The sequence below is a fragment of the Yersinia bercovieri ATCC 43970 genome (assembly GCF_013282745.1).
Lineage (GTDB): Bacteria > Pseudomonadota > Gammaproteobacteria > Enterobacterales > Enterobacteriaceae > Yersinia > Yersinia bercovieri.
The window spans coordinates 3,356,944-3,370,558 of record NZ_CP054044.1 but is presented as its reverse complement, the minus strand read 5'-3'; the positions used below and the strand labels follow the sequence as shown (position 1 = coordinate 3,370,558).

Below are 13,615 nucleotides of genomic sequence, written 5' to 3'. Positions count from 1 at the left end.
TTTATCGTTCTGGTAAATTGCTACAAATAGTTTACATTTCATGACTAAAATATAGCGTAAAGAGCGAAGGATATACGGTGAATGTTGAAATATGCCAAACCGATCTGTTTAATCCTGAGCTTATTGCACTCATTTCTCAATTAGATGCGTACCAAAAGGCACTCTACCCAGCTGACAGTAATCATACTGAACCGATTGAGAGTATGCGTCTGATAAAACAGTTGCTTATTATGGTGAAGTTTTTGGCGGTGAGTCACTAGCTGATAGGATTATGAACGACTATTCAGTCAAGATTAACTGATTTTGTGGGGGGCATGATTGTGCTAATTAGCGATACAGAATAGCAATTATAATGGCGACAATTCAGGATAGATGCCTGAGATTAATCTCAATAAAAAGCTATGCGTAGCTGTAATAATATGAAATTCGATAAATAGAGAGTCTCATATTTATCGAATTTCACTGTTAGTCCTTGATGACTATAGCCTCTTTAACGCTATATCGAACCACCCAGGACATTAGAACGCGTTACAGAATATTAATAAAACTATTATCCGTTGATAGTACCAAATGAAACACTCATTTTTTCAAACATTGCGATAACTTTATTGATCAATTTCATGGGTTGCTCCTGTAAATATCATTATTTTTATGTGATATACATCACAGTTATTAAGTTACGCCATAATGAAACGCCGGTCAACTATTTTTGTGACTTGAATCACAAAACTTCATCTCACCAAACACCCCCACTAAATGATCAACTTTGAACCTCAACTCGTGATTAGGTAAGATGAGCTGATATCTACTCAGCTTTTGCCACCCCCTATCTGTCGCTGACTGATGTTCAGCAGATATCGTGGCATGATGAATTGTTTCGGAGAAATTTTGTCAGAACAGTGTCCGTGCGGTAGTACCATTGAATATCAAAAATGCTGTGAACCTTATATCTTGGGTACTCAGATTGTGGCTAAGCCTGCAATATTGATGCGCTCCCGTTATAGTGCCTATGTCAAAAAGGATGTGGATTACCTGATTAAAACCTGGCATCCAGATTGCGGCGCACAGGATTGGCGGGCGGGGATAATTCAAAGCTTTACCCAAACTTCATGGTGCGGGTTAACCGTCATCGCCGAAATGGCGGGTAGCCATGATGATGAAGCTTTTGTCGAGTTTATTGCCCATTTTACTGATGAAAATAGGGTACAGGTAAGCGCGATGCATGAACGTTCTCGCTTCCTTCGAATAAAAGAACACTGGTACTATATCGACGGAGTACGACCTTCCGTGGGTAGAAATGATCAATGCCCTTGCGGTTCAGGGAAAAAATATAAGAAGTGCTGCGGACTTTCACAATAATATTGCTTATAAGCTTCGCAACATCAAAAACTAAACTTACATCACATCAAGTATTGCTAAGACAGGATTTACCACCTTATGCCACACCAGAATGTACAGAAGAAAGTGTTACGCACAATTTGCCCTGACGCCAAAGGCTTAATCGCAAAAATCACCAATATTTGTTATAAACATCAGTTGAATATTGTACAGAATAACGAATTCGTTGATCATTTGACGGGGCGTTTCTTCATGCGTACAGAGCTAGAGGGTATTTTTAACGATACCACTCTGCTGGCAGATTTGGACGATGCCTTACCTGAAGGCACTAACCGTGAATTGCACGCCGCCGGGCGACGTCGGATTGTTATTATGGTAACCAAAGAGGCACATTGCCTCGGCGACTTATTAATGAAGAGCACCTATGGTGGTCTGGATGTCGAAATTGCGGCGGTGATCGGCAACCATGATGCACTACAGGTTCTGGTAGAACGCTTTGATATTCCTTTCCATCTGATAAGCCATGAAGGTTTGACTCGAGATCAACATGATCAACGCTTAATTGAGCAAATTGAGCAGTACCAACCAGACTATGTTGTCTTAGCTAAATATATGCGTGTTCTGACGCCTGCCTTTGTTCAACGCTTCCCTTACCAGATTATTAATATTCACCACTCATTCTTGCCCGCATTTATCGGCGCTCGCCCATACCATCAAGCATATGAGCGCGGTGTGAAAATCATTGGTGCTACTGCCCACTATGTCAACGATAGCTTGGATGAAGGCCCAATCATCATGCAGGATGTCATTCATGTTGACCACTCATATACCGCTGAAGATATGATGCGTGCTGGGCGCGATGTTGAAAAGAATGTTCTTAGCCGCGCCCTATATCGTGTTCTAGCACAACGTGTTTTTGTTTACGGTAACCGCACCGTTATTCTGTAAGCACGCAAGAAATCGATCTTTTTTGCCCATATAATCATCGGCGAGGACAAAAAAGCATCGAACAAATTATTTTTTTCATTTCAAGTCTTTACAGGGGCGCTTCATTTGATATGATGCGCCCCGCTTACCAAGAGAGCTTTGTTAAGTTGTTAGGCCAGTGGTGGGGTTCCCGAGCGGCCAAAGGGAGCAGACTGTAAATCTGCCGTCATCGACTTCGAAGGTTCGAATCCTTCCCCCACCACCATTTTGACCTTAAGTATTCAGATGATTTAGAAACTGAAATCACACTGTACATTAAGGGGAAGGTAAGAACCTTCGACAAGGTTCGCGCCGAACGCAGTGAGACAACGACGCAAAGCGGCGACCTAACAGGTGAGGAACGAAGTGACGAATAATCCTTCCCCCACCACCATTATTTTTCGATTAATGCGTAAGTAATAGATTCAATCACGGCCAAGTATCTTAGCTATATAACCACGAAATCAGTGGTGGGGTTCCCGAGCGGCCAAAGGGAGCAGACTGTAAATCTGCCGTCATCGACTTCGAAGGTTCGAATCCTTCCCCCACCACCATCTCTCCAGATATCCCTGACCTCCAGCAAAAAAACAGATCAAAAAATAGCACCCATCGGGGAAGGTAAGAACCTTCGACAAGGTTAGCGCCGAGCGCAGCGAGACAACAACGCATCGCGTTGGCCCGAAGGGCGAGGAACGAAGTGACGAGTAATCCTTCCCCCACCACCATCTCTCCAGATATCCCTGACCTCCAGCAAAAAAACAGATCAAAAATAGCACCCATCGGGTAAGGTAAGAACCTTCGACAAGGTTAGCGCCGAGCGCAGCGAGACAACAACGCATCGCGTTGGCCCGAAGGGCGAGGAACGAAGTGACGAGTAATCCTTCCCCCACCACCATCTCTCCTGATATCTCTGACCTCCAGCAAAAAAACAGATCAAAAATAGCACCCATCAGGGAAGGTAAGAACCTTCGACAAGGTTCGCGCCGAGCGCAGCTATACAGCGCCCACCACTATTTCTCATATAAATCCTTAGTTTTCAGACAGGCAATCAAGTAAAAAAGTGTACTGCCAGGAAAGATAAGAACCTTTAAAAAGGTTGTGCCGCAGACAACGAGATAACTATTATGAAAAGACATATCTAGACTAGGGTATGGATGTAATCTATTAGTCTATTTAATACACTTGAATGTGAGCGTGACTTATAGAAATATAATTTACTCTCATGATTAAAACTCGATAAACTTATAAAATCCAGTTTCGAGTTGCCATCAAAGTCATCCATAACTGAATCTGTAATGCATATATACTTACCTGAATAGATAAAGTTCAGGCAGCAGAGCAAATTATCCACTTGCCTAACACCCACCTTACCATGTTGTTTTTTAACACTTTCCTCAAGGTTTTTGACGAAATTGCTTCTGTATAATACTGGGTTACATAACCAAATATTATGATGAAGGACACTTAAAACATCCTGGCTTTCATTAATGACATCTTTGCGGCCATAAATACCAAAACCACTATTTGGTACTTCATTTAGCAGCATAAATTTATCGCTAGGAATGATTTCTGATGACAGGATAAGTGAGTTTCCATCATAATCTCCAATATCATCAATATTTTCATAATAGAATTTAATTACATTGGCTTGAATGTTATTTTTTTCAGCTACTTTGCATAACTTTGTTAGACTCTCATTTTTACCCCAGTCGTAGTAAATATTGATGACATTGGAGACATGTCCGGTCAGGTGCTTTTTAGTAATCTCTTTTTCTTGCTGATACAAATCTTTTAGATCGTTATATAAAACCTCACCATCTCTAGTTAGACTCATACCAAATTTTTCTCGTTTAAATAATTTTTTCCCTATTATATATTCAAAATCCTTTATTGATTTGGCCACCGGCGGTGTCGTTCTGTTCATCACCCTAGCAGCCTTACTTAGTGAGCCATTTTCAACTACTGCCATAAAGGCCTCTAGCTTTCTAGATAGAAACATAATTTACTAATCCTTTGAGTCAAAATTTACATAAAAAGCAGCAGGCATATTTTGATGCTTGCTATTATCTGTAGATATTATTAAGAATTTGATAACTTAAGAATATGAATTATATTTTAAATAATTGACATATAAATCATCATAGCATAGGAACCAATAACTTTAAGTCACCTTTAATCATTACCACTAAGGATATCCTGGCGCATTAACACCTTGACATTACCAATAGTTCTAACAGACGAGACATCGTAGATCCATGATTTCTAATAACTATCTTTTATTCCTCACGTTACAAAATCAATTAACGCCCATACACTGGATAATAAAAAAATCATAGGAACTGCTTAATCCTTATTGACAACGTCAAATATCAGTTGCGAGGGTAACCAACCAAATTAATTAGTTTTTGACTACCTCCGCCAAGAGAATACATTTAATCTATAAGTCGATACTCTCATGATAAATAAATCAATAAACAAGTTGCATGAGTTATTTACTAGGAACAATATTTATAATAACTCACTCAGTGTTGAATGTTTTTTGATATGACGTGATTATTCGAAAGTAGGAGAAAATAGAACAACAGTTTAGTTTTAAATCACCAAACAATAGCCACCCCATAAATTAGCTGATGGTTTCAACCTATTTTTTAAAACTTGGATTTCGTAATAGTGTTTCCATATCTAAAAATGACAATATAACATTATCCACTTTCTTCTATTCTCTATTCATGGATTACATTTTTATCCTGTATCTGCTAATATTCGAGGCCATTTCTTAGCAAATCAACGGTGCTGACCATGAAGTTTGTCTCTTTTAACATCAATGGGCTACGTGCTAGACCACATCAACTCGCCGCAATAATTGAGCAGCATCAGCCGGATGTTATCGGCCTGCAGGAAACAAAAGTTCACGATGATATGTTTCCTCTTGAAGATGTCAGCCAGCACGGTTATCACGTTTTTTATCATGGGCAAAAAGGTCATTATGGTGTCGCACTATTAACCAAGGAAAAACCCTTGGCTGTGCGTCGTGGCTTCCCTACAGATGAAGAAGATGCTCAGCGCCGTATTATTATGGCTGACATTGCTACACCACAAGGCCCTTTAACCGTCATTAATGGTTATTTCCCTCAAGGGGAAAGTCGCGATCATCCAATAAAGTTTCCAGCAAAAGAGCGTTTCTACGCGGATTTACAGCAATATCTGGAACAACAGCATTCAGCCGACTCTCAGCTGCTGATTATGGGTGATATCAATATTAGCCCGACGGATCTGGATATTGGTATTGGTGAAGAGAATCGTAAGCGCTGGCTACGTACCGGTAAATGTTCATTCCTGCCGGAAGAGCGTGCGTGGTTGGCGCAGTTACAAAATTGGGGGTTGGTTGATACATTCCGTGCCGCTAACCCAGAATGTAATGATCAGTTTTCGTGGTTTGATTACCGCTCGCGGGGCTTTGATGAAAATAGAGGTCTGCGTATTGATCTGTTACTGGCAAGTCATCCATTAGCTGCCCGCTGTATCGCCACAGGAATTGATTACGAGATCCGTGGAATGGAGAAGCCATCAGATCACGCCCCTGTCTGGTCTGAATTTGCACTCTAATATTGTGGTTCGCTTAATGACAGGGTTATTTGTTTATCCCTGAGTGCTACGAATGTGGGTAAATAAAAATGATCGATGTCGTCGCCGCAATTATTGAACGCAATGGTAAAGTTTTGCTAGCTCAGCGAAACTCATCCAGTGATCAAGCGGGCTTATGGGAGTTTCCCGGTGGAAAAGTTGAGGCTGGTGAAAACCAGCCTCAGGCTTTAATACGAGAGCTTGCCGAAGAGTTAAATATTGCGGCGACAGTGACAAGATATATCGCCACCAATCAGTGGGATTCAGGTAAAAATATTATCCGCTTACACGCCTGGCATATTGAAAACTTCAGTGGTGAACCCATACTGCATTGCCATTCAGCCCTTGTTTGGCTGTTGCCGCAACAGGCTTATCACTATCCTCTGGCACCCGCTGATATTCCGTTATTAGACGCTTTTATTGCTCAAAAACGCTAAATAACTACTCGGTTAACCCTATTATCGGGTTAATCTTTTCCATATCAGTGGATTGGTGCCAACCACACTGGCGTCACGTACACATTGCAAAACCTCACCTTCGATGCGCAATACCGCACCTTCTGAATAATTTTGGTTTTGGTAAACACAGCAGCGGGTGCAAGGATTATTGTTTGTATTGCGATTTGATGAGTTATTCCAAACCTCCGGTGGTAATGGAACAACAACATCAACATTGTTTCGATTAGCCATTGCCACACTGGAGATCAGCGAGGCAAAACCAATACAACCCAGCACTACCCATGTTCTCATGACTTATTCTCCTTGGCCTTGGTCGATGTTTTCTTACGTTTTTTTATCGCACCAGCGGGTGCGGCTGGCAACCCACGGAACACCTGAGATGATCGACTTTGATTCTGTTTTGCCTGACTGATTAAATCTTGCAATGTCGCCACCAGTGGTTGCATAAAATCCTGATAACGGCAGTTTTTTTCACTAATTTGTGTCAACGTTGATTCCCAATGCGCCGTCATATCTGGACGCGCGGCAATATCCGGCAGTGCGTGGATCAGCGCCCTTCCCGCTGGGCTGGCATGGATATAGCGGCCTTTCTTAAACAAAAAAGTCCGTTTGAAAAGTAGCTCAATAATCCCGGCGCGTGTCGCCTCCGTCCCCAAACCGTCAGTTGCCCGTAGCACTTTTTTCAGCTCTTTATCCTGCACAAAACGGGCGATACCCGTCATGGCAGAGAGTAAGCTAGCATCGGTAAATGGCCGCGGTGGCTGGGTTTGCCGCTCAACAACTTCACCACGCTCACACAGTAATTCTGCGCCTTTCGCCACTACAGGTAACGGTGCGCCTTCGTTTTCCTCATCACGCTCTTTACTGCCGAGCAGAGTACGCCAGCCAGCCTCGGCCAAAAAACGGGCTTTAGCGACAAATTTCCCACCGGCAATATCCAGCTCAATGACACACTTTCTAAACTGTGCATCAGGGCAGAACTGCATCAGATATTGTTGTGCCACCAGTCGATAGACTCTGCCCTCGTCGCTGGTCAGGTTCACTTTACTCGCCCGCGCAGTCGGGATAATGGCGTGGTGCGCATCAACTTTTTTATCATCCCAGCAACGATTACGACGGTCACTCTCCATCACCTCCAACGGCAATAGATCTGCCTGATGAATGCTAATGGCATTAAGCACCGAATGACGCCCAGCGAAATGCTCCTCAGGTAGGTATCGGCAATCTGAGCGGGGATACGTAATCAATTTGTGCGTTTCATACAGTCGCTGACAAATATCCAGCACTTGTTGCGCGCTCAAGCCAAAGCGCTTGGCGGCTTCAATCTGCAAGGTCGAGAGTGAAAATGGCAACGGGGCGGTTTCTGATTCCCGTTTATCATTATAGGAGGTGACCAATGCGGGCTGGCCGGTGATGCGATTCACAACGTGCTCTGCCAGTGGGCGATGTAACAACCGCCCCTCATCATCCTGATAGGATTCGCAGGAGTCACTCGGCTGCCACTGTGCAATAAAGCGCTCATCAGCAGGGGTGACGATATGGGCTTTGACCTCAAAAAAGTCTTTGGGGATGAAATCTTCAATCTCTTCATCACGACGCACCACCAGCCCCAATACCGGTGTTTGCACGCGGCCGACGGACAAAACACCGTCATAACCCGCATTGCGCCCAAGAATAGTATAAGCTCGAGTCATATTGATGCCGTAGAGCCAGTCAGCTCTAGCCCGTGCCAGGGCGGAGACACACAGCGGAATAAATTCCCGGTTATAACGTAGGCGCTCCACCGCACGTTCAACCGCCTGCGGGTTTAAATCGTTAATCAGGCAACGGCGCACATTTTGCCGCTTCTCGGCAACCAAATCGAGGTAATCGAGGACTTCATCAACTAAAAGCTGCCCTTCGCGATCAGGGTCACCCGCGTGCACGACCTCATCAGCCTGCCGCAATAGCTCTTTGATAACATTCAACTGTTTACTGACTGACGGCCGTGGCTGTAGTCGCCATTTTTCAGGAATGATCGGTAAATCAGCCAGTGACCAACGGGCATAGCGGCTATCGTAAGCATCCGGTTGGGCCTGTTCCAGCAAGTGACCCACACACCAGGTCACCATTTGATCATTACCACAGGCAATGAATCCATCACCCCGACGATGCGGCTTTGGCAAGATATCGGCAATCGCCCGCGCCAGGCTCGGTTTTTCGGCAATAAAAAGTCGCATCATTCACCGCGTAAATATGTTAAAGAGAAGGTCACGGTGTAATCTCAATCAGTGCCCGGCTACCATCCAGCGCGCTTAACTCGCCAATAGGGCTGAGTATCAAACCATGTTGGGCGGCAATGGCCTGTACCTCGGCTTCAGCTTCAGGCAACACCGCTAACAGCAAGCCGCCAGAGGTTTGCGGATCGCATAATAATTTTTTCTGTAAATCAGACATTTTGCCAATCAGATGACCATAGCTGTCGAAGTTACGTTCTGTCCCCCCCGGCACACACCCCTCGGCAATATACTCTTCCACGGCAGGTAGACGTGGAATGGCGGAGAAATGTAGCGTGGCCTGAACCCCGGAACCTTGACAAATCTCACTCAAATGCCCCAGCAGACCGAAACCTGTCACATCTGTCATTGCCGTCACCCCGGGAATATGGGCGAAATCAGCGCCAGATTTATTCAACTGACACATGGTTGCAGTTGCCAGCCCCTGATGTTCTGGCCGCAATTGACTTCTCTTTTCTGCCGTGGTCAGAATGCCGATACCTAACGGTTTGGTCAGAAATAGCTTACAACCCGCCCTGGCGGCACTGTTTTTCTTCACCTGTTCAGTGCTGACAATACCGGTGACCGCTAAACCGAAAATTGGCTCAGGTGCATCAATGGAGTGGCCACCGGCCAGGGAAATGCCCGCCTGCTGACAAACAGAACGCCCACCTTCGATCACCTGTTGTGCAACTTCTGGGGCTAATTTATCAATCGGCCAGCCTAGAATCGCAATGGCCATAATAGGTTTGCCGCCCATCGCATAGATATCACTGATGGCATTGGTGGCGGCTATTCGGCCAAAATCAAAGGGATCGTCAACGATCGGCATAAAAAAATCGGTAGTGCTGATAATACCCACGCCACTGCCAATATCATAAACCGCTGCATCGTCACGTGTTTCATTTCCCACCAGCAGACGGGGATCGAGAAATTTCTGTTGATCAGAATGCAAAATTTTATCCAACACTTTGGGCGAAATTTTGCAACCGCAACCCGCTCCGTGGCTGTATTGAGTAAGACGTATCGCTGGCGATGTCATAACACTCTCCCGTCTGGTGGTCAGTAATAAGCAGTTTAATCAATTAGTAAACTATTTAGTCCGGAATACTTCATATGGGGCAACTATCCAGGGTGCCTATGGTAGCGCCTATGGCGTGGCTTGGTAAGTAGAGAGCCGCTGTTGGGCAGATAGGTTGGTCACAAAGCAGGCGAAAACGCAGCTTGTCGTCGATAAAAACCACAAGCTGCAAAAGATAACTGGAGAAAAACGTATAACAATCAGAAATGGCGAACAAAAGTGCTGTAATCAGGTGGTGTCACTTTCATCGCAGATTTTAATAGTGGTGTACCGAGATAGAGGAAACCAACAATTTCATCTTGTTCACGGCAGGCAAAACCCTGACGCACGACCGGATGGTGGGTCCAGGAGCCGGTACGCCAAATGCCATTGTAGCCTTGCGCTAAAGCCGCCATCTGCATAGCTTGTACCGCACAACCGGCAGAAACCACCTGCTCCCAGTTGGGCACTTTCGGGTTTTCAGTTACATGAGCAATCACCGTGATAATTAAAGGTGCGCGGAAAGGTGCCTGCTTCGCCTTTGCCAATACCGCCTCATCACCACCATCGTGTTCAACGGCTTTTTGTAACAATTGGCTAAAACGTTCCAAACCGTCATTTTCGATTAACACAAAGCGCCACGGTTGTAATGTTCCGTGATCCGGCGCACGCATAGCCGCATGGATAATATGGTCCAATGCCTCTCCTGCTGGGGCCGGGGTGGTTAAGCGAGACGCCGAGCGGCGGTTAAGTAAGAGTTCCAACGCATCCATCATTTTCTCCTGATAACGATTTTCATTTTCAGCACGGTAGCATAAGTTGTCGTTTTGTTACCAGTGTTGACCTATAGGCTAGGTTTCTCTGCGATTTAAAGCTGACTTTTGTACGTCAGGTCATTAGGATAGCCGTACTTGCACCGTTTTGTTGGAGATAACATGCACACTTTGTGGCGAATTTTTTCTGGCTTTTTCAAGTGGACCTGGCGCCTATTGAATTTTGTCAGAGAATTTATTCTTAATCTTTTTCTTATACTGTTAATTTTAATCGGTGTCGGTGTTTACCTACAGTTCCAAACTAAGCCGGTAGAGCCGGTAAAAGGTGCATTACTCGTTAATTTAAGTGGCGTGGTGGTTGATCAGCCGGCGGTGAATAATAAGTTGCGCCAGTGGGGCCGCGAGTTATTAGGGGCATCCAGTAATCGATTACAAGAAAACTCGCTGTTTGATGTGGTAGAAACCATTCGTCTCGCCAAAACCGACAATAATATTAATGGCATAGTGCTATCACTGAGCGACTTTACTGGCGCTGATCAGCCCTCGTTGCAATATATCGGTAAAGCGCTGCGAGAATTCCGTGACAGTGGCAAACCTATTTACGCAATTGGCGACAGCTATAATCAGAACCAATACTATTTAGCCAGCTTCGCCAATAAAATCTACCTGTCGCCACAAGGTGCCGTCGACCTGCATGGTTTTGCCAGCAATAATCTCTACTACAAATCGTTGCTAGAAAAACTCAAAGTCACCACTAATATCTTCCGGGTGGGTACCTTTAAATCTGCGGTTGAGCCGATGATTCGCGATGATATGTCACCGGCAGCCCGTGAAGCGGACAGCCGCTGGATTGGTGGATTATGGCAAAATTATCTCACCGCCGTTGCTGCGAATCGGCAATTAACCGCTGAGCAGCTCTTCCCCGGTGCTGCGGCTGTTATCAGTGGATTACAAGCTGCTGGTGGTTCAGCCGCTAAGTATGCACTGGACAACAAACTGGTTGATCAATTGGCTTCACGACCCGAGGTAGAAAGTGAGCTAATCAAAACCTTCGGTTGGGATAAAAAAAGCAACGACTTCAATTACATCAGTATTTATGACTATCAACCGGCACCGGCCCCACAGCAAGGCGAGCAGATAGCCGTTATCTTTGCTAACGGTGCCATCATGGATGGCCCACAGACGCCAGGAAATGTCGGTGGCGATGCATTGGCGGCACAAATTCGTCAGGCGCGTCTTGATCCGAAAATCAAAGCCGTTATCTTGCGTGTCAACAGCCCTGGAGGCAGCGTAAGCGCCTCTGAGCTGATTCGCTCTGAGTTATCAGCCTTACGTGCGGCTAATAAGCCATTGGTGGTGTCAATGGGTGGCATGGCCGCTTCCGGTGGCTACTGGATCTCAACCCCAGCTAACTATATCGTCGCCAGCCCAAGCACCCTCACGGGTTCGATTGGTATTTTCGGGGTGATTAATACCTTCCAGAATTCACTCGAAAGTATTGGTGTCCATACCGACGGTGTGGCGACTTCACCACTGGCTGATATCTCCATTACCAAAAACTTGCCGCCTGAGTTCTCGCAGATGATGCAAATCAATATCGAAAATGGCTATAAAACCTTTATTGATCTGGTCGCCACCTCTCGTCACAAAACAGTCGAGCAAGTGGATCAAATCGCCCAAGGCCATGTGTGGATTGGCTTTGATGCTAAAAGTAATGGCCTGGTGGATCAGTTAGGTGACTTTGATGATGCCGTGAAGAAAGTGGCCGAACTGGCGAAACTGAAAACGTGGCAGTTGAATTGGTTTATTGATGAACCTAGCCTAAGTGACTTAATTTTCGGCCAAATGAGTGCGTCAGTTCAGGCGATGCTGCCTACCGCTATTCAGGCATGGTTACCCGCGCCGCTATCTACCCTGGCACAAGCGGTGAAAGAGCAGCCGAGCTTGCTTAATACGCTAAATGACCCACAGAGCCGCTATGCGTTATGTCTCAGTTGCGGTGATGTTCGCTAGTAAAAGCATAAAATAACTTAGCCCGGCATCCGTCGGGCTTTTTTTCCTCGCCAGTCTCCCTATAATCCCTCCATCTCATTTAGTCTCTTTTCAGGTCCCATTGCTCATGCAGAAGAAATCTATTTATGTTGCCTATACGGGCGGTACTATTGGTATGCAACGCTCGGAAAACGGATACATTCCGGTGTCGGGTCATCTGCAACGCCAACTCGCCCTGATGCCTGAGTTCCATCGGCCTGAAATGCCCGATTTTACTATCCATGAATATGCGCCATTGATTGACTCCTCAGATATGACCCCTGAGGACTGGCAGCACATCGCCAATGATATTCAACAGAACTACGACTTATATGATGGTTTTGTTATTTTGCATGGCACCGATACCATGGCTTTTACCGCCTCGGCGCTCTCCTTCATGCTAGAAAATTTGTCCAAGCCGGTGATTGTCACCGGCTCCCAGATCCCCCTGGCGGAGCTGCGCTCTGATGGGCAAACCAACTTGCTCAATGCCCTCTATCTGGCGGCCAACCACCCGGTGAATGAGGTCAGTTTATTCTTTAATAACAAACTGTTTCGCGGCAATCGCACCACGAAAGCCCATGCTGATGGCTTTGATGCTTTCGCCTCGCCGAATCTCTCCGTTCTGCTCGAGGCAGGTATCCACATTCGGCGAATCGCATCAGTTGAATCACCACTCAATACCGGCCCATTAATCGTCCATAACATTACACCGCAACCCATTGGCGTGGTCACTATCTACCCCGGTATCTCTGGGGCTGTGGTGCGTAACTTCCTGTTGCAGCCAGTAAAAGCACTGATTTTGCGATCCTATGGCGTGGGAAATGCACCGCAAAAAGCGGAGTTACTGGATGAGTTAAAAAATGCCAGCGAGCGCGGCATTGTGGTGATCAATTTGACGCAATGCATCTCTGGTAGCGTCAATATGGAAGGTTATGCCACCGGCAATGCGTTGGCTCATGCCGGAGTGATCAGTGGCTTTGACATGACGGTTGAAGCGGCACTGACCAAGCTGCACTATTTGTTGAGCCAATCTCTATCCCCTGAAGACATTCGCCGGTTAATGCAACAAAACCTGCGTGGGGAATTAACCGACACTCAGTGATCCTG

General features: G+C 45.6%; 12 protein-coding genes, 2 tRNA genes and 3 other RNA genes. 12 read left to right on the top strand and 5 right to left on the bottom strand.

Annotation, left to right across the window (positions count from 1 at the left end; all coding sequences use genetic code 11):
• Positions 1-77 precede the first annotated feature (77 nt).
• From HRK25_RS15315 to HRK25_RS15280, 8 genes are all read left to right on the top strand, one after another.
• Complete coding sequence (locus HRK25_RS15315; RefSeq protein WP_005277541.1) at positions 78-260, top strand: hypothetical protein; 183 nt, start codon at positions 78-80, stop codon at positions 258-260.
• A gap of 628 nt (positions 261-888) precedes the next feature.
• Positions 889-1,359, top strand: a complete 471-nt coding sequence (locus tag HRK25_RS15310; protein ID WP_032898569.1) for a YchJ family protein — start codon at positions 889-891, stop codon at positions 1,357-1,359.
• Positions 1,360-1,437: 78 nt separating this feature from the next.
• The gene (gene purU / locus HRK25_RS15305) at positions 1,438-2,286 is read left to right on the top strand and encodes a formyltetrahydrofolate deformylase (RefSeq protein ID WP_005277544.1); all 849 of its coding nucleotides are present in this window, start codon (positions 1,438-1,440) and stop codon (positions 2,284-2,286) included.
• Between the two features lie 159 nt (positions 2,287-2,445).
• Positions 2,446-2,530: transfer RNA gene (locus HRK25_RS15300), tRNA-Tyr, on the top strand.
• Between the two features lie 41 nt (positions 2,531-2,571).
• A non-coding RNA gene (locus HRK25_RS15295) (RtT sRNA) lies at positions 2,572-2,698 on the top strand.
• 75 nt (positions 2,699-2,773) lie between these two features.
• Positions 2,774-2,858, top strand: a tRNA-Tyr gene (locus tag HRK25_RS15290).
• 44 nt (positions 2,859-2,902) lie between these two features.
• Positions 2,903-3,029, top strand: a non-coding RNA gene (locus tag HRK25_RS15285) — RtT sRNA.
• Positions 3,030-3,071: 42 nt separating this feature from the next.
• A non-coding RNA gene (locus HRK25_RS15280) (RtT sRNA) lies at positions 3,072-3,199 on the top strand.
• A gap of 243 nt (positions 3,200-3,442) precedes the next feature.
• On the opposite strand, the gene HRK25_RS15275 is transcribed toward HRK25_RS15280, so the two are convergent.
• Positions 3,443-4,303, bottom strand: a complete 861-nt coding sequence (locus HRK25_RS15275; protein WP_032899004.1) for a LysR family transcriptional regulator — start codon at positions 4,301-4,303, stop codon at positions 3,443-3,445.
• 800 nt (positions 4,304-5,103) lie between these two features.
• On the opposite strand from HRK25_RS15275, the gene xthA reads away from it, so the two are divergent.
• A complete protein-coding gene (xthA, locus tag HRK25_RS15270) occupies positions 5,104-5,910 on the top strand; it encodes an exodeoxyribonuclease III (RefSeq protein WP_032899005.1) in 807 nt (268 codons plus the stop codon).
• Between the two features lie 68 nt (positions 5,911-5,978).
• A complete protein-coding gene (locus HRK25_RS15265) occupies positions 5,979-6,365 on the top strand; it encodes a pyrimidine (deoxy)nucleoside triphosphate diphosphatase (RefSeq protein ID WP_005279292.1) in 387 nt (128 codons plus the stop codon).
• A 21-nt stretch (positions 6,366-6,386) separates the two neighbouring features.
• Here the strand turns inward: HRK25_RS15265 and HRK25_RS15260 are convergent, their stop codons facing one another.
• The 4 genes from HRK25_RS15260 to HRK25_RS15245 all read right to left on the bottom strand — a co-directional run bounded on the left by HRK25_RS15260 (position 6,387) and on the right by HRK25_RS15245 (position 10,474).
• Positions 6,387-6,677 (bottom strand): DUF1496 domain-containing protein, encoded by a 291-nt coding sequence (locus tag HRK25_RS15260; protein WP_032899008.1) that lies wholly within the window; start codon positions 6,675-6,677, stop codon positions 6,387-6,389.
• Positions 6,674-8,605 carry a DNA topoisomerase III gene (locus HRK25_RS15255; protein ID WP_032899009.1) on the bottom strand — a complete coding sequence of 644 codons (1,932 nt, stop codon included), beginning with the start codon at positions 8,603-8,605 and terminating at the stop codon, positions 6,674-6,676. Before HRK25_RS15255 ends, HRK25_RS15260 begins: the two co-directional genes overlap by 4 nt.
• A gap of 31 nt (positions 8,606-8,636) precedes the next feature.
• Positions 8,637-9,683, bottom strand: coding sequence for a selenide, water dikinase SelD (selD, locus tag HRK25_RS15250; RefSeq protein ID WP_032899011.1), 1,047 nt, complete (start codon positions 9,681-9,683; stop codon positions 8,637-8,639).
• 239 nt (positions 9,684-9,922) lie between these two features.
• Positions 9,923-10,474, bottom strand: a complete 552-nt coding sequence (locus HRK25_RS15245) for an NAD(P)H nitroreductase (protein WP_032899013.1) — start codon at positions 10,472-10,474, stop codon at positions 9,923-9,925.
• 162 nt (positions 10,475-10,636) lie between these two features.
• Here HRK25_RS15245 and sppA point away from each other — a divergent pair, with 162 nt between their 5' ends.
• Positions 10,637-12,487 (top strand): signal peptide peptidase SppA, encoded by a 1,851-nt coding sequence (sppA, locus tag HRK25_RS15240; protein ID WP_054872612.1) that lies wholly within the window; start codon positions 10,637-10,639, stop codon positions 12,485-12,487.
• Between the two features lie 106 nt (positions 12,488-12,593).
• Entirely contained in the window at positions 12,594-13,610 is a 1,017-nt protein-coding gene (gene ansA, locus HRK25_RS15235; RefSeq protein WP_005279305.1) for an asparaginase, read from the top strand.
• Positions 13,611-13,615: the final 5 nt, after the last annotated feature.